This is a genomic window from Actinophytocola sediminis, assembly GCF_054779715.1.
On record NZ_BAAGXS010000038.1, the window covers coordinates 19254 to 35696 of the forward strand.

The window sequence follows — 16443 nt, forward strand, 5'->3', positions numbered from 1 at the left end:
GAGACGAGATGGCCGTGCTGAGCAGATCGCCCTCGGCCGAGCGCGCCCCCCGGCGGCCCGCCCGCCGGGTCAGCCGTGGGCGGCGGCTGCGCGGGGACTGGTTGTTGCTCGCGTGCGCGTTGCCGGGACTGTTGTGGCTGCTGGTGTTCCACTACGCGCCGCTGCTGGGCAACGTCATCGCGTTCAAGGACTACCAGCCCTACGTCGGCATCACCGAGGCGCCGTGGGTGGGGCTGGACAACTTCCAGATCATCGTCAACGGTGACCCGGCCTTCGTCAACGCGCTGACCAACACGCTGATCATCTCGCTGCTGCAGTTGTTGTTCGTGTTCCCCATCCCGATCGCGTTGGCGTTGTTGCTCAACTCGTTGGTCTCCGAGCGGGTGAAGCGCACGGTGCAGTCCATTCTGTACCTGCCGCACTTCCTGTCCTGGGTGATCATCGTCGCGATCTTCCAGCACATGCTCGGCAACACCGGCCTGCTCAACTCCTTCCTCACCGAGCACGACCTCGGCAGCTTCAACCTCATCGGGAACCCGGAGCTGTTCAAGGAACTCGTGGTCGCCCAGGTGATCTGGAAGGACACCGGCTGGGGCACGATCCTGTTCCTGGCCGCGATGTCCCGGATCGACCCGGCGCTCTACGAGGCGGCCGCGGTCGACGGCGCGTCCCGGATGCGTCAGCTGTGGCACGTGACCTTGCCCGGCATCAAGTCGGTGGTCGCGCTGTTGCTGATCCTCCGGCTCGGGGACGTGCTGAGCGTCGGGTTCGAGCAGATCCTGTTGCAGCAGAACGCGGTCGGGCCCAACGCCTCGGAGGTGCTGGACACCTACGTGTTCAACAACGCGGTCGGCGCCGGCGCGTGGGGCGCGTCGGCCGCGGCCGGGTTGGTCAAGGGCATCGTCGGCGTGGCGCTGGTGTTGGCCGCGAACAAGGTGGCCCACCTGTTCGGTGAGCGGGGGGTGTACCAGCGATGACCGCCGCGCTGACCCCGGCCCGGCCGATGACCCGGGCCGCCAAGGGCCTGATCCTGACGGTGTGCTGTCTGGTGGTGGTGTTGCCGTTCCTCGCGGTGGTCTCGACCAGCCTGGCCGACGAGCGGCAGATCGCCGAGGCCGGCGGGTACGTGCTGTGGCCGGAGCGGCCCAGTTTCCACGCCTACACCGCGATCTTCGAGGGCGGGGTGGTCACCAGGGCGCTGCTGGTCTCCGTCGGCGTCACCCTCGTCGGCGCGGCGTTGTCCCTGGCGTGCACCGTGTTGCTGGCCTACGGGCTGTCCCGGCCTGGCAGCTACGGCAGCCGGCCGATCCTGATGGTCGTGCTGTTCTCCGTGCTGTTCTCGCCGGGCATCATTCCCATGTACCTGACGGTCAAACAGTTGGGGCTGCTGGACAGTTACTGGGCGCTGATCCTGTCGGCGTTGGTCAACGGCTTCAACGTGATCGTCATGCGGGCGTTCTTCCTCGAGCTGCCCCAGGAACTGTTGGACGCGGCCAAGATCGACGGCGCGAGCGAGTTCACCGTGCTCTTCCGGATCGTGCTGCCCTTGTCCAAGGCGGTGGTGGCGGTGATCGGGCTGTTCTACGCCGTGGCGTACTGGAACAACTTCTTCTCCGCGCTGCTCTACATCACCGACAACACCAAGTATCCGCTGTCGCTCGTGCTGCGCACCTACGTGGTCGACAACGCCACGATCGGCACCGGCGACGCGAGCCAGGTGCCGCCCCAGCAGTCACTACAGATGGCCATGCTGGTGGTCAGCATCCTGCCGATCCTGCTGGTGTACCCGTTCCTGCAGAAGCACTTCGCGAAGGGCATCATGATCGGCGCGGTCAAGGGCTGACCGCTGGTGGTGCGCGGTCCGCGCACCACCAGCGGGCCGCCTCAGTGCTCCCGGCCGGGCACGGCGGTGCCGTCCCCGCCGTCCCACAGGGTCGCCAACTCCGACCGGCTCAGTACCCGGTTCCAGACGGCGACGTCGTCCAGGCGGCCGGTGAGGAACCGGCCGTCGGCGTCGCGATAGGTGCCAAGGCGCAGCCCGGTGGTGTCGGCGAGCGCGCCGCTGGCGGTCTCCTTGGCGTCGACGAACGAGCGCACCTCCGCGCCGTCGAGCAGCAGCCGGGAGACCCCGGTGGCCGCGTCGAAGGTGACGGCCACGTGGTGCCATTTCCTGGCCGCCGGGGTGCGGTCGGACTCCGCGATCACCGACGTGCCGTCGGTCTCCACGGAGTACTTCAGGTGTCCGTCCACATCGGTCAGCTCGACCGAGATGGCCCACGAGCCCGTGGTCTCCAGGATGGTCTGCCGGCCCTGGCCGACGCGGTCGGCGCGGAACCAGGACGACACGGTGTAGGCGGGTGCCTGGTCGGGCAACACCTGGAAGGGGACGTCGACGTGGTCGCCGTCGCCGCCCAGCGCGACCGCGCCCTTGAGCTGGCCGCCGCGTGCGGTGAACTCCGCCGCGCCCCGCAGCCGGCCGTCGCGCAGCGGGTTGGGTGAGCCGTCGTCGTCGGCGAAGCCGCCCTTGCGGTCGTCGAACGACCAGTGCCCGAGCAGGCCCCGGCCAAGCCCCCGGCGCCGGTCCTCGCCGAAGAGCAGCAGTGCCTGGTCGGCGCTGTCGGTGTAGAGACGGTCGATGCCCCAGTCGATGAAGCGGCGCATCACCTCGGTGTCGTTGACCGTCCACGCGCCCGACTCGAACCCGGCCGCCTCGATCGTGGCGATCACCTCCGGGCTGACGCGCGCCTGGTTCACCACGAGCGACTCGAAGCCACGGTCACGGGCGGTGGCCAGTTCGGCGTCGAGGTCACCGGCGGCCGGCAGGTCCCAGAAGACGTGGATGCCCGGGTCGAGCTGCTTGACCTGGCTCATCTTGGCGAGGTTGCCGTCGTTGAAGCCCACCCACCGCTGGGCGCGCAGGTCCTGGACCATGGCGACGGCGGCGGGCGTCGAGCCGTCCTTGGGCTGGATCGACAGCCGGGTGCGGTCCTGTTTGCGGATGAGCTTCAGCGCGTCGGACAGCAGCGGCATCCGGGCGCGGGGCACCTCCCGCTCGGTCAGCCCGTTGGCCTGCCGGAACCCGTGGGCGACGTCCAGCGTGCTCAGCTCGGCGTAGGTGCTGTCGGCGATGCGCAGGTCACGGTCGGCGAACCGGCCCGTGGTGGCGTCGTGCGACACGACGATCTTCCCGTCGGCCGAGGTGAAGATGTCCAGCTCGATCCAGTCGACACCCAGTCGCAACGACTCGGTGAACGCCGGCATCGTGTTCTCCGGGAAGGCGCTGGCGAAGCCCCGGTGGGCGGTCACCCCGTTGTCGAGGAAGCCGGGGTGCCGGTCCGGGGTGGCGGCCGCTGGCGTGCTGACGACCAGCCCGGCCAGCGCGCTCGCACACAGGAGCACACCGAGGCCGCGGGTTCGGGTTCTCATGGATCAGCTCTCTCCTCAGGGTTCGTGGTGGCTGGATCGTCCCAGGTCGGGGGAACGGGACCGCGCCACCCAGCCGAACCCGCGGTGAACGCTTGACACCTTCATGTTTGCAATGCAAATCTATGTGTATCGCAATCAAGTCTGGGGGTTTGAGATGAACGAGTCGCGACTCGTCCCGGCTGGGGGTCGGGACGAGGGGACCGGGCTGCTCGCCGACATGCGGAGCCTGCGGGCCCGCGTGCGCGTGGACCGGCAGGCGCACGCCATGCCACTACTGCTGTTCGGCGCGCTGATCCTCGTCGCGCCCGTGCTGTACTTCCCGGCGGTCGACCTGGGCGACACGGCCGACATGTACGACCCGAAGGTGGCCGGCGACAACCCTCTCGTCCAGATCTTCCGCACCACCGCGGGCCCCGATCCGGCGTACCCGACGCTTGTCGCCTGGTACTGGCTGCTCGTGCTGGTCGGCGGGTTCGCCGCCACGATCTGGTGGTACCGCCTGCGCGGGCACCGGGTCGGTGTCGAGACCGACACCCGCGGCCTGGTGGCGGCTGTGATCAGCGGGTTCGTCGGGTTCTTCCTCGGCACGTTCACGTTCACGCGGTACGCGCTGTCGCTGTTCGGGGCGTGGCAGGTCAACCTGTCGCTGATGTTCGGGTCGCTGGCGCTGACCGCGCTCGCGTTGTGGCTGCTACGCGGCCCGCTGCGGGTGTTCGCCGCCGCCCTGTGCGCCTCGGTGACGTTCTCGTCGATCGCGGTCTACACCAACAAGGGCTTCTCGGCCCTGCTCGTCATCGCGGGCGGGCTGTTGGTGCTGGCCGCGCTGGAGCGCAGCGTTCGGCTGGGCGTGGTCAGTGTGCTGTTCGCGCTGGCCATCGTGCCCGTGACGGCGCAGATCAACACCCCGCTGATCAACGCCGACCTGTCGGGCGCCTACCAGGCCGTCGGCTGGTTGGCCGCCGACACGCGAACCTATGCGCTGCAACAACTCCTGCTGCCCGCGGTGATCCTGCTCGTGGGCGGCGCGCTCGCACAGTGGAAGAAGGCAACCCGATGAGCGCCGACCTGCTTGGCGAACTGGCCACGTTGCGCGCGCGTACCCGCGCCGACCGGCGGGCCTACGCCTTTCCGTTGATCCTGTTCGGCGTGCTGATCCTGTTGTCGCCCTTGGTGTACGTGTCCCGGCACTGGTCGCGGGAGGAGCTGGCACGGGGGATCCTCGTCGACCAGGGGCCGTTCCCGCAGTTCTTCCCGATGTCGGGCTCCTTCATCCGGTACCCGGAACTGGTTGGCTGGTACGTTGGCACGTTCCTCGCGACGGTCGCGTTCGGCGCGATCGGGGTCTACCTGATCGGCGGTTACGCGGCGTTCGTGGCGATCGGCGTCGCGCTGGTGGTGCTGGCGTGGCGGGAGCGCAGCGCGCTGCTGCTCGCGATATCGTTGGTGTTCCTGCTGGTCAGTGTTCCGGCGAACCACCCGATCCACCAGTGGGACATCACCGCGATCTACGGCGTCGACGGATGGGATTCGCAGCAGGTGGCGTTCTTCAGTGTGCTGGCACCCGGCGTGGTGCTGCTCGTCGGCGGGGCGCTCGCGGTGATCGGGAACCGCCGATGAGTGACCACCCGACCAACGGCATCGACGACGTCGTGCACCAGCGGCATCGGCTGGGCATCCTCACCGTGGCGGCCGAGTCGAAGCGGGTCGAGTTCGGCTACCTCAAGGACGCGCTGGAGCTGACCGGTGGCAACCTCTCCCGGCACCTCACGGTCCTGGTCGACGCCGGCCTGCTGGACATGGAGAAGGGCTACGACGGCAAGCGCCCCCGGACCTGGGTCAGCATCACCCAGACCGGCCGCGCCGCGCTGGCCGCGGAGATCAGCGCGTTGCGCGCGCTGGTGGCCCGGCACGACGGGTGAGCGGGGAGGTCAGCCCTCCGCCCACCCGTGCTCGTGGGCGAGCACCAACACACACTGCCGGACTTTCAGCACCTGCTCGGCGGTGAGCGTGGGCACCGACGTGAGCAGTACCTCGGTCAGCTCGGCGGTCAGCTCCGCGTTCGACAGGATGTCGCACATCTCGTCGTCCCCGCCCTGCTCGTCGGGGACTCGCGGGTGCGCGGCCGGCTGGTCGAGCATCTGGACCCGGGAGGCCTTCAACCCGCGCTCACCCTCCTCGGCGACGAACTGCACCCTGGTGCCGGGCACGAGCAGCCGTTTGTCGAAACTCAGGTCGTTCACATGCAGGAAGACATCATCGCTCCCGGTGTCCGGGGCGACGAAACCGTAACCGCGGACCTCGTCGAATCGGATCACTTTGCCGGTCAATATCGACGCCAATTTCACCAACCACCTCTCCCAGGCGCACTAGGGCCTTCGCCATCCTGTCAGGTCCTGGTTGTTCGGCTCAGATCAGCCCGAGGCGAATGGCATAGGCGATGGCGTGTGTCCGGTTGCGCAGCCCGAGGCGGGTCAGCAATCCCTGCAGGGTGTTCTTCACCGTGCGTTCGGAATAGGACAGCGTTTTGGCGATCTGGCCGGTGTCCAGTCCGTCGGCGATGTGCCGGAGCACGTCGGCCTCGCGGCAGGACAGGCCGGTGAAGGTGAGCTGCCGAGGGGCGAGGACGTCGCGTTGCAGCCGGGACAACCCCTGGAGCAGGCTGCCGAGGTACTCGGGCGGGATGTCGCCCCGGCCGCGACGGGCGTCCGCGATGGCCGCCAGCAGCCGCGGGGTCGTCGCCTCCGTGCGCGGCACCAGCACCGCGAGGCCGCGTTCGACCGCGTTCCACAGGTCGGCCAGCCGGGGCTCGCTCGCGATCAGCACCAGCCGCCGGTTCGGCACCGGTGTCAGGTCCCGCAGGACGGACTCGCCGACCGCGACGACCACATCGGTCTCGGTCAGGTCCTCGACGAGCTCGATGCCGGGCTTGTCCTGGAGTTCGCTGCGCAGGCCGGCATGGGTGAGCGGGTCGACGGCCAGCACGGCCACCCGGCTGGGGCGGTACCGTCGCGGGTCGGCGACGCGGTTCCTCGGCGCGATGGCGGTGACAGTGGCGGTCATGTCTCCAGGGAACCGCGCTCCGGCGGCGAACACCAGCCTGAGCGGGGGGAAGCTTCTTGTACCGCCTACTTCTGCCGGTCGCACCCGGTGGTCGCCGTTGTTCGGGGTGGCGGGGCAGCATTGGGTGGCCGATAGGTCAAGTCGCATAGGTTTCTGGCGGGTGGCCGTGTTTGCATCGAGGGATGCGGCTCCCAGACTATGTGGTGTCCACCTACGAGTTCGATGTCCTCTGGGCGGACCTGTGTCTTGGCCGGATGCCGGCCAGCCTCACCGTGCCGCGCACCGGGCGGGACGCCCGCGAGCGGGCCCTGCTGGCCGAGGAGATCTACCGGGAGCTGTTCGACCGCGGGCTGGTGGATCGCGATCGCCGGGTCGATGACGGCCTGACGACGATGCTCGGTCTGCTCAGCGGGTTCCTGGTGGCGGTGGATTTCGCGGGGGACATCGGTTATCCGGTGCGGGCGCTCGTGGCGACCGACGGCCGCGCGGGCGTGCTCGCCACGCTGGCCGGCGGAGAGCTGTGGCTGACCGGGATCGAGCCGGCCGAGCTGGGGACCGCGATCGTCGGTCTGTTGCCAACCGACCGCCCGGCCAGCGGCTCGTACCTGGTTCTCGGCCAGGAGTCGCGGTCGTGCGCCACGGGTCTTTTGTCCATTGTGGACAGGAGGCTCGGTCAGATCAGGCCGTTGCGCAGTCCGTACGCGACGGCGTGCGCGCGGTTGCGCAGGCCCTGACGGACGAGCAGGTTGTGCAGGATGTTCTTCACGGTGCGTTCCGAGTAGCCAAGATGCGGCGCGATCGCCGCGGTGTCCAGGCCGTCGGCCAACATCCGCAGGATCGTGACCTCCCGTCGCGACAGCCGGTTCGCGGCCGGGTCGCCAGGGGCGGTGGGCTGCTCGTGCTGTCCGAATCGGACACCAGGACCAGCGAGGTCATCGTGCGCGGCCATGATGGCCACCAGTAGTCCCGAGGTCGTCGCCTCGCCGCGGGACAACACCCGCGCGACGCGGCCGTGCTCGATGGCCGCCACCACCGACGGGTGTCGTGGGTCGTCGGTGACGAGCACGACCCGAGCCGACGCTGGCGGCTGATCCGGCGACCAGGCCCCGGCGGTCGTGACGACGACCTCGGCGTCGGCGGGGTCGTCCACCAGGTCGATGTCCGGTGCCGTGCGCAGCTGGGCGAGCAGGCCGGCGTGGGCGAGGAAGTCCGTTGTCGACACCGACACCGAGACCGGGACGGCATCCCGGCGAGTCTGGTACTGGGTGGCGGGATGCGCGTCTGGCCAGCAGGTTGTCGGCGACATGTGATCAGCGAACCGCACCGGACCGAGACACGGCAACGCTTTGCCAGCGGCAGGCTTCGGTGAGCGAGAAACTGCCGGTTACGTATCGTGTGGCACGAGGTCAGGTGGTGGTGCGGTTGTCGTCGTTCGGGAGTCTGTTGTTGCGGTACCGGCGGTCGGCCGGACTGTCGCAGGGGGCGCTGGCACGGGCGTCGGGGATGAGTGTGCGGGCGTTGCGGGAGTTGGAGCACGGTCGGGCGCAGTCCGCCCAACACCGGTCGGCCGAGGTGCTTGCCGACGCGCTCGGCCTCGCCGGCGGCGAGCGGGACCTGTTCCTGGCGGTGGCGAAACAGGGGCGGCGCCGATCGTCGCCAGCGGACCCGGCGGCGTTGTGTGCGTTGCCGGCCGCGGTGGTCGACATGCGGGGGCGGGCGGGGGAGTTGGCGTGGTTGCGGTCGGAGGCCGAGGGGACCGTTGTCGTCGTCGGGCCGCCGGGAGTCGGCAAGACCGCGTTGGCGGTGTCCGCGGCGCACGCGTCGGCGGAGCGGTTTCCGGACGGCGCGCTCGCGGTCGAGCTGCGCGGGGCGGACGGGGAGCCGGTGGCGGCCGGGGTCGCGGTGGACCGGCTGCTGCGTGCGTTGGGTGTGCCCGCCGGGCGGATCCCGGCGGCCAAGGACGAGCAGGCGAACCTGCTCAAGGCGCTGGTGGCGCCGAAACGGATGCTGGTGCTGCTGGACGACGCGACCGACGAGGCGCAGGTCCGGCCGTTGCTCGCGACCGGCCCGGCCGGCCTGACGTTGATCACCTGCAGGCAGGCGCTGGCCGGCCTCGACGCGGTGCACCGGGTGTGGTTGGAGCCGTTGGGTGAGCCGGACGCGCGGGGACTGCTGGTGGGGATCGTCGGCGCGGACCGGGTGGCCGCCGAGCCCGCGGCGGCCGCGGAACTGATCGAGCTGTGCGGGCAGCTGCCGTTGGCGGTGCGGATCGTGGGCAACCGGCTGGCGACCCGGCCGCACTGGCGGCTCGCGTACATGGCCGAGCAACTGCGCGACGAGCGCGCGCGGTTGGCGTCACTGTCCGCAGGAGACCTGGCGTTACGGCCGTCGTTCGAGGTTTCCTACCGCAGGTTGTCCCCGGCGGCCAGGATCGTGTTCCGGCGGTTGACGGTGATCCCCGGTACCGAGTTCGGTGCGGAGCTGGCCGCGGTCGCCATCGGGGACCCGCTCTCGGGGGTCGCGGTTCACCTGGAGGAGTTGGCGGACGCGAGCCTGCTGGCGCCAACACCGGTGTCGGGGCGGTTCCAGTTCAACGATCTCCTTCGCATCTTCGCCGGCGAACGCCTGGCCGCCGAGGAGACACCGGAGACCGGCCGGCAGTGCCGCGACGCCGTGCTCACGCACCTGCTCGAGCGGGCCACCGCCGCGGCCCGGCTGTTCCTGACCGACGCGCCGGCCGATGAGCAGGGCCTGTTCCCGTCCCGGTCGGCGGCCGAGGACTGGCTGGTGCGCGAGAAGCCCAACTGGACGGCCGCCCAGCGGGTGGCCGCGGCGCTGGGCTGGCACCGGGAGGTCGTGGACCTGGCGCACGCGATGCACTGGTTGTCCGACAACCGGATCCCCGAACAACCGTGGGACGAGATCTATCGGCTTGGCCTCGCGGCGGCCCGCGCGTTGGGCGACGCCGTCGACGAAGCCACCCTGCTCAACCAACTCGGGTGGGCGCACTACATGTGTCTCGGCGACGTCGAGGCCGCGCGGGCGCGGCACAGCGAGGCGCTGGCGATCGCGCGGCGGGTCGGCGATCGGCGGGAACTGGCGGTGGCGCACGGCGCCCTGAGCCTCGCGCTGATGCGGCTGGGCAAGGTCGAGCAGGGGCTCGCGCACGGCCGCCAGGCCGACGAACTGGCGGCGGAGCTCGGGTTCTCCGCGCTGCGGCTGTCGATGCGCAACGTGCGGGGGATCGCGCTGCGGGCGACCTGTGACCTCGCGGCGGCACTGAGTGTGTTCCGCGGTGTGTTGGCCGAACTGGACGGTCGTGGCGACCAGCCGATCCCGGTGCGGCGCTGGCTGCGCGCGATGGTGCTGGACGAGATCGGCGGCTGTCTTGCCGGTCTTGGACAGTGGCGACCGGCCGCCGAGTCCCATGTCGAGGCACGGCTGACGTTCGCGCTGCTCGGCGCCGCCTATCGGGAAGCCCGGTCCGCGTTGCTCGAAGGGGTGGCGTGGCGCTCGGCCGGCCGGCACGCGCGGGCGCGGGACTGCCTGGAGTTCGCGCTCGGCTTCTTCGTCGGGCCGCACTACCAGGCCGACCGGGAACGGGTCCTCGCCGAACTCGGGTCGGTCGCCGGTTGAGCGGCCGGCCGGGCGAATGAAGTAAGTATGAAGTCGCGGCGCGGATGCTTGGCGAATGAACCTGGAGCAGCGTCGCCCCACGTGTCCGCCGCCGGTCGAGGTCGTCGAGGTGGTGGTGCACTCGTCGGACCCGGTCGACCGGCTGAGCGTGGTCGGCCTACTGGCCGACGAGCCCCAGGTGCGGGTGCTCGGTGGCGATGACCGCGCGCTGGCCACGGTCATCGTGCTCGTCGAGCGGGCAGTCGGCGACGTGGCGCTGTCCTGGATCCGGGCGGCCTGGCACGAGTCCACAGCGGACAGGCCGAGGTGTGTGGTGGTGACCGACGGTTTCCGCGGCATGAACCTGCTGGCCGCGGTCGAGTGTGGGGTCGCGGCGGTGTTGCCGAGGCGGGGACTCGACGGCTCGCGGCTGGTGCGGTCCGTGCGGTCGGTGAGCGCCGGCGGCGGGCACCTGCCCCCGGCGCTGCAGGGGGAGCTGTTGCGCCAGTTCGACCGAGGGCAACGGGAGCTGCCGGGGTCGGCGGGCCGGACCAGCCTGGCGGGCGTCGGCGCGCTGGTCGACTACCTGACGGGCAGCCGGGCCAGTTGAGCGAGCGCCGCGGCATGGTTGTCCCGCATGCCCAGTTCGTCGAAGAGCGCGAGTGCCCGTTGTAGACAGTCGCGGGCCCGGTCGTGCTCGCCGAGCGCCAGCCTGGCGGTTCCCTCACTCAGGTATGCGCTTGCCGCATAGCCCTTCGCACCGACCTCGACGAGTACCCTGCGGGCTTCGCCCGCGATCTCGGCGGCCGGCCGCCACTGTTCCACCGCGCGCAGGCAGTCACTCAGGAACGTCTTGATCACCGCCATGACGTGGCGCCGCGTCGAGGCCTCGTCGTCCTGGTCCTGGCGCTGAGTCATCTCCGCCACCAGCGCCTGTTGCACGGCCAGCGCCTCGTCATGGCGGCCGAGGGCCAGCAGCAGCCGTCCGAGCCGGTTGCGCACGGTCACCTGCATCGTCCAGAACTCGAACTCCACGGACAGTGTGGAGGCCGCCAGCACGTGCTCCAGGGCTTCCTCCAGGTGTCCGGCGCTCTGCAGCCTGGTGCCGATGTAGCCGTGGGCCCAGGCCTGTTCGCGGCGGACACCGGCGTCGACGGCGATCGCCAACGCCTGCCGGTGGGTGGCGAGCCCGCGCTCGCCATCGCCGAGGCACCAGGTTTCCGCCCAGCCAAGGAAGTTCAGCATCGTGGCCTCGGCCGTCTGGTCGCCGAGCGCGCGCGCCGAGTGCAGGCCGTGCCGGAACACCTCGTCCCAGGACAACTCCGCCCAGTGGGTGTCGGAGTACCAGTGCATGGCCTCGGCCAGGCGCAGCACCTGTCGATGGAGCCCGCGGTCGACCGCGGCGCGCTGGGCGGTCAGCCAGTTCGACTCCTCCTGGGCCAGCCACTCGCCGGCGTCGGCCAGCGAGGGGAACGCGCCGGTTCCGGTCTGTTCCGGGAAGTACATCGCGGCGGCCTCGGCGGCCGTGCCGAGTAGATGGTCGAGAACACCGTCGAGCACGCGGTCGCGCACGGCCGGCGGCGCTTCCGCTTCCCAGCGTTCGTGCACGAACAGCCGGATCAGGTCGTGGAAGTGGAAGCGGCCGTCGGCCGGCGCGACCTGGAGCAGACTGGCATCGGCCAGCTCGTCGAGGTGGTGGCGGGCCTCCTGTTCGGACACTCCACTGGCGACGGCCGCGAGCTCGCTGTCGAAGTCGCCGCCCGGCACAGCCGCCAACCGCCGGAGCACCTCCCGCGCGGTCGCCGGCAGGCGCAGGTAGGACAACTCGAACACCGAACGCACCTGCACGTCACCCGAGGCGAGCGAACTGAGCCGGCCACGCTCGTCGCGCATCTGGCCAACCTGGTGGGACAGCGACCACCCAGGCTGGGCCGCCAGCCGGTCGCCCGCGATCCGCACGGCGAGCGGCAGCTGACCGCACAACGTGACCAGCTCGGTGGCCGCGTCCAGCTCGGCCGACACCCGTGCCGGCCCGACGATCGTGGTCAGCAGCTCGATCGCGGCGTTGTCCGCGAACGGTTCCAGCCACAGCCAGCGGGCGGCCGCCAGCCCGGCGAGGGTGCGGCGGCAGGTGACCAGGGTCAGACATCCCGGGGCGCCCGGCAGCAACGGGCGGACCTGAGCCTCGTCCGAGGCGTTGTCCAGCAACACCAACACCCGCTTGCCGGCCATGACCGTCCGGTACAGGTTGGCCTGTTCGGCGTCGGTCGGCGGGATGTCGCGTCCCGGCACGCCGAGCTCCCTGAGCAACCGGTGCAGCACCGCCCGGCTGGCCATCGGCTGGTTGTCCATCCCGCGCAGGTTGACCGCGAAGCAGCCGTCCGGGAACTCCTGGCGCATCCGGTTCGCCGCGAACACGGCCAACGCCGTCTTGCCGACACCGGGATGACCGACGATCACGACCGTCGCGCCCGCCACGGCGATCTCCCGCAGCTGGGCCAGTTCCTGGTCTCGCCCGATCAGGACCGGCACGTCGATCGACAGCTCCGACAGCGCCGTCAATGCCGGCGAGCGCGAGACCCGGCGACGTCCCTGCCGGGCGGCGTCCAGGAACTCCCGCCGGTCCTGGCCGGTGAGCCGGAGGGCGTCGGCGATGATCTCCGCGGTGCGCCGCTGGGCCGCGTGCGCCCGGCCCCGCTCCAGATCCCGCAGGGCACGCACGCTGACTCCGGACGCCTCGGCCAGCCCTTCCTGGGTCAGGCCCGCGGCACGCCGGTGTCGCAGCAGTTGCCCACCGAACGCCGACACCGAGCCTTCGTGATCCACTCGACCATTAAACCGGGGCGCCGCGTCAGCCCGCCCGGTGCGTCGACGGTGCGGTGACCCCGGCCGCGGTGAGCCGGGCGTCGGCGCGGCGGATCAGCCAGCTGGCACCGAGTTCGCGATAGTGCCCGACCGCCGTCGCGTACGCCTCGCGGGCCGCCGCGTGCTGACCGGTCCGCGCCAGCACCACCGCCGCGTCCTCCAGCGTCTTGGCCAGTTCGACCGGTCTGGCGACCCGCTCGTAGTGGCCGGCCGCCGCGAGCAGGTCCGCCGGCACCTCGTTCAGCAGCCCTCGGCAGCGGGTGAACGCGGCGGCGGCCCGTGCGGGCACCGTCTCCCGTTCCGCTTCGGCGGCACACATGCCCAGCGCGCGACGCGCGGTCTCGGTGTCGCCGACGGCCATGGCGATCCGCACGACGTCGGGCAACCACTGATGGCGCAACATCATCGGTGAGTACCGCTCGTCGATGATGGGGCGCAACGCGATGAGCGCGACCTCCGGCCGACCGTCCTGTTCGGCCACCAGCGCCTCGGCCGCGAGCAGGAAGTCACAGCTCTCCCGGTCGGCGGTGGTGAACATCGGCAGGTCGTCCGCGGCCGCGAGGTGCGCGCCCGCCAGCGCCTGGTCGCCCCGGCACACCGCGATCAGTGCGGAGACGCCGTAGAGCAGCAGCATCATCGGGCCGCTTTCCCGCAGCCCGTGGAACGCCAGGTCGAGCTCCCGCGTCCGCGCGGCGACCGACAGCCGCGCGATGGCCTCGTCCCACCGGCCGGCCCAGTAGTGGTTGATGGCGGGGGACACCCACTGGTCGGTCGGCAGCTGCCGGTGCCGCATGACCTCGTCGGCCGCGCGGAGGGTCTCGTCGGCTTCGGCCAGCCGGTCCAGGTTCTGCAGGCTGAAGACCCTGTTGTCCAACAGACTCAGTCGCAGATGGACCAGGGTCGCGCCGACACCCGCGGGCGCCTGGTCCACTGTGGACAGCGCGCGGTCGACGAGCTGGAGGGCCTCGCCGTGGTCGCGGCTGATGGACCGGAACAGCCACAGGTTCTCCAGCGCGTAGGCCTTGGCGAAGGCGTCGCCGACGCGGTCGGCCTCGTCGATCGCCCGCCACGCGGTCGCCTCGGCGACCGCGGGATCGCCAAGCGCGCGTTCGCGGGCGGCCAACAACGCGAGACAGCGCGCCCGCCAGATGTCCGACACGCCCGAGGTGTCCACCGCGGCGCGCAGCAGCTCGACCGCCTGGCTGTCCAGGCCGCGCCGGTAGTGGACACAGGCCAGGATCCAGTGCATCTCACCGGTGAGGTCCGGATCCGTGGTGGCGGCCAGTACCGCGCGGACCTCCTCCTCCGGCGACTCGCCGAGCCAGTAGCGGACCCTGGCCAGGCTGGCGGTCAGCGGGGTGCGCCTGGGGTCGGCCGGGTCGCCGGCCGGCACCGCCCGGCGCAGCAGCTCGCGGCCGATGTCCGGGGCCCTTGCGGCGACCTGCTCGCCGTGGTCGTGCACCCAGCCGATCGTCCAGGAGTCCACTGTGGTCGACGCGGCGGCGAGGTGGTTGGCCAGGTGGCCGGCGATGATCTCGACCGACGCGGCCGCGCGATCGAGCCGCTCGGCCGCCTGCCGGTGCAACGCGGTGCGCAGCGCGGGCGCCATGCCCTCGTAGAGCGCCTGTCTGATCAGCTGATGGCGGAACGCCATCCGATCGCCGTTGGCGACCAGCACCCCCGCCGTGGTCGCCTCGTCGACCGCGGCGAGCACGTCCGCCGGCGGCCGGACGAGCACAGTGGACAGTTCGTCGATCCGGAACTCCGTGCCGAGCAGCGAGGCGCGCCGCAGCACGTCGATCGCGTCCGGCGAGAGGAACCCCAGCCGGTGGGCCAGTGCGGAGCCGAGCGAGATCGCCGCGCCCCGGCCGGCGTCGGCGCGCCCGGCGGCCACCCGCACCGCCCGGTCCCGGACCAGCGACTCCACCAACTCCTCGATGTAGAGCGGGTTTCCGGCCGCCTGCGCGGCCAGTCCCGCCAGGCCGGGTCCGGGGATCGCGTTGATCAGCTCCCGCAGCAACCGGTCGACGTCCGGTTCGGACAGTGGGGACAGCGCCAGCAGCGTGCCGCCCGCGCGGACCACGGTGTCCCGCATGAGATCCAGCGCCGGTGTGGTCGGCAGCGGCCGGCAGGCGGCGACCAGCAGCAGCGGCAGCCGGTCGGTCTGCCTGGCGAGCAGGTCCCACACGTGCATGCTGGTCTCGTCCACCCACTGCATGTCGTCCACGACCAGCACGAGCGGCCCGTCCGCGCACAGGTCCCGCACCAACGCCGCCGTCGCGTCGGCGACCGCGAGCGGGTTGCCGCCGGTGCCAAGCAGATCGTCGCGGGTCGACGTGCCGCCGGCGAGCTCGGCCAGCCGCGACCGCCGGGGGTCGGTGGCGTCCGCCCGCACACCGAGGCTCTGGTGGAGGACGCGCAACGGAAAGCGTCGTGCCTGCTCGTCACCCGTCGCCCAGGCGACCTGGACGTCCGCGGTGTCCAGGCCGGCGAGTCCGGTGGTGAGCAGCTCCGACTTGCCGATACCCGGCTCGCCGTCGACCCAGACCAGACCGCCCCGGCCGTCGCCGAGCGCGGTCAACGCGGCCCGCAGCCTGGCCGCTTCCGTGTCCCGGCCGACGAACGCGCTCGCGCGCCGGCGCGGGCGCAGCGCCCGTTGCCGGCCGGTCGGCCGACCCGATTCCGATGGCGGCTCCGGCTGGGCGAGCGCCGGGTCGTTGGCCAGGATCTGCTGGTGGATCTCGGCCAGTCGCGCGTCCGGCCGGCCGCCGACCTCCTGGTCGAGCGCGAGCCGCGCCTCGCGGAACTGGTCGAGGGCGTCGGCCTGCCGGCCACAGCGGTACAGCGCGATCATCAGCAGGCCGCGCAGCCCTTCGTGCAGCGGGTTCCGCGCGACCAGCGTGGTCAGCTCGGCGACCAGCTCCGCGTGCCGGCCGGTGGCCAGCCCCGCCTCGGCCCGCGTCGCCAGCATCGCGAGCCGCAGGTCGGTGAGCCGCTGCCGGTGGGTGGCGGCGAACGGGCCGGGCAACCCGGTCAGCGGTTCCCCGTGCCACCTGGCCAGCCCCTGGTCGGCGAGCTCGGCGGCGGCCAGGGGATCTCCGCCGGCCAGTGCCGCGCGCGCCTGGCCGGACAACCGCTCGAACACCACCGCGTCGAGGGACTCCGGCGCCAGCCTGAGCCGGTAGCCGGCGGACTCCGATGGCAGCAGCGCGCTCGCGGCGCGGCTGGAGCGGCCCGGCTCGAGCACCCGGCGCAGGCCGGACAGGTAGGTGTAGACGCTGCCTTCCGCGGTGTGCGGCGCCTGGTCGCCCCACACCGCCCGGATCAGCTCGGTCCTGGCCACCACGTGGTTGTGCCGCACCGCGAGCACCGCGAACAGGGCGCGCTGGCGGGTCGGCCCCAGCCGGAGCTCCGTGGTGCCCAGCCAGGCCCGGACCGGGCCGAGGAGCTCGACCAGAAGGGCGTCATCCGGCACGG

The 16443-nt window shown here is 71.5% G+C and carries 14 protein-coding genes; 8 read left to right on the plus strand and 6 right to left on the minus strand.

The annotated features are described in order from the left end of the window. Positions 1-8 precede the first annotated feature (8 nt). Both ACYVIP_RS23595 and ACYVIP_RS23600 read left to right on the plus strand, forming a co-directional pair. The gene (locus tag ACYVIP_RS23595) at positions 9-977 is read left to right on the plus strand and encodes an ABC transporter permease (protein ID WP_460399882.1); all 969 of its coding nucleotides are present in this window, start codon (positions 9-11) and stop codon (positions 975-977) included. Further along, the gene (locus ACYVIP_RS23600) at positions 974-1843 is read left to right on the plus strand and encodes a carbohydrate ABC transporter permease (RefSeq protein WP_460399884.1); all 870 of its coding nucleotides are present in this window, start codon (positions 974-976) and stop codon (positions 1841-1843) included. Before ACYVIP_RS23595 ends, ACYVIP_RS23600 begins: the two co-directional genes overlap by 4 nt. Positions 1844-1884: 41 nt before the next feature. Here ACYVIP_RS23600 and ACYVIP_RS23605 read toward each other — a convergent pair whose 3' ends face one another. After that, positions 1885-3426, minus strand: coding sequence for a glycerophosphodiester phosphodiesterase family protein (locus ACYVIP_RS23605; protein WP_460399886.1), 1542 nt, complete (start codon positions 3424-3426; stop codon positions 1885-1887). A gap of 154 nt (positions 3427-3580) precedes the next feature. Here ACYVIP_RS23605 and ACYVIP_RS23610 point away from each other — a divergent pair, with 154 nt between their 5' ends. The 3 genes from ACYVIP_RS23610 to ACYVIP_RS23620 are packed head-to-tail and all read left to right on the plus strand — an operon-like array spanning position 3581 to position 5345. Then, positions 3581-4483, plus strand: a complete 903-nt coding sequence (locus tag ACYVIP_RS23610; protein WP_460399888.1) for a hypothetical protein — start codon at positions 3581-3583, stop codon at positions 4481-4483. After that, positions 4480-5043, plus strand: coding sequence for a hypothetical protein (locus tag ACYVIP_RS23615; RefSeq protein ID WP_460399890.1), 564 nt, complete (start codon positions 4480-4482; stop codon positions 5041-5043). The genes ACYVIP_RS23610 and ACYVIP_RS23615 overlap by 4 nt, the downstream gene beginning before the upstream one ends. Beyond that, positions 5040-5345 (plus strand): transcriptional regulator, encoded by a 306-nt coding sequence (locus ACYVIP_RS23620; protein WP_460399892.1) that lies wholly within the window; start codon positions 5040-5042, stop codon positions 5343-5345. The genes ACYVIP_RS23615 and ACYVIP_RS23620 overlap by 4 nt, the downstream gene beginning before the upstream one ends. Before the next feature lie 9 nt (positions 5346-5354). Here the strand turns inward: ACYVIP_RS23620 and ACYVIP_RS23625 are convergent, their stop codons facing one another. Both ACYVIP_RS23625 and ACYVIP_RS23630 read right to left on the minus strand, forming a co-directional pair. After that, complete coding sequence (locus ACYVIP_RS23625; protein WP_460399894.1) at positions 5355-5741, minus strand: cold-shock protein; 387 nt, start codon at positions 5739-5741, stop codon at positions 5355-5357. Between the two features lie 91 nt (positions 5742-5832). Continuing rightward, complete coding sequence (locus tag ACYVIP_RS23630; RefSeq protein WP_460399896.1) at positions 5833-6486, minus strand: helix-turn-helix transcriptional regulator; 654 nt, start codon at positions 6484-6486, stop codon at positions 5833-5835. Positions 6487-6668: 182 nt separating this feature from the next. Between ACYVIP_RS23630 and ACYVIP_RS23635 the strand changes: the two genes are divergently transcribed. Further along, on the plus strand, positions 6669-7220 hold the full coding sequence (locus tag ACYVIP_RS23635) for an ESX secretion-associated protein EspG (RefSeq protein ID WP_460399898.1): 552 nt from the start codon (positions 6669-6671) through the stop codon (positions 7218-7220). On the opposite strand, the gene ACYVIP_RS23640 is transcribed toward ACYVIP_RS23635, so the two are convergent. Next, entirely contained in the window at positions 7160-7792 is a 633-nt protein-coding gene (locus ACYVIP_RS23640) for a response regulator transcription factor (protein ID WP_460399900.1), read from the minus strand. The two genes, ACYVIP_RS23635 and ACYVIP_RS23640, sit on opposite strands and share 61 nt — an antisense overlap. Positions 7793-7896: 104 nt before the next feature. On the opposite strand from ACYVIP_RS23640, the gene ACYVIP_RS23645 reads away from it, so the two are divergent. Further along, the gene (locus tag ACYVIP_RS23645) at positions 7897-10122 is read left to right on the plus strand and encodes an NB-ARC domain-containing protein (protein WP_460399902.1); all 2226 of its coding nucleotides are present in this window, start codon (positions 7897-7899) and stop codon (positions 10120-10122) included. A gap of 55 nt (positions 10123-10177) precedes the next feature. Next, entirely contained in the window at positions 10178-10711 is a 534-nt protein-coding gene (locus ACYVIP_RS23650; protein ID WP_460399904.1) for a hypothetical protein, read from the plus strand. Here the strand turns inward: ACYVIP_RS23650 and ACYVIP_RS23655 are convergent. Together ACYVIP_RS23655 and ACYVIP_RS23660 are read right to left on the minus strand one after the other, a co-directional pair. Next, positions 10684-12927, minus strand: coding sequence for an ATP-binding protein (locus ACYVIP_RS23655; protein ID WP_460399906.1), 2244 nt, complete (start codon positions 12925-12927; stop codon positions 10684-10686). The two genes, ACYVIP_RS23650 and ACYVIP_RS23655, sit on opposite strands and share 28 nt — an antisense overlap. 25 nt (positions 12928-12952) lie before the next feature. Further along, positions 12953-16441: a BTAD domain-containing putative transcriptional regulator gene (locus ACYVIP_RS23660; RefSeq protein ID WP_460399908.1), complete on the minus strand. Its 3489-nt coding sequence runs from the start codon at positions 16439-16441 to the stop codon at positions 12953-12955. Positions 16442-16443: the final 2 nt, after the last annotated feature.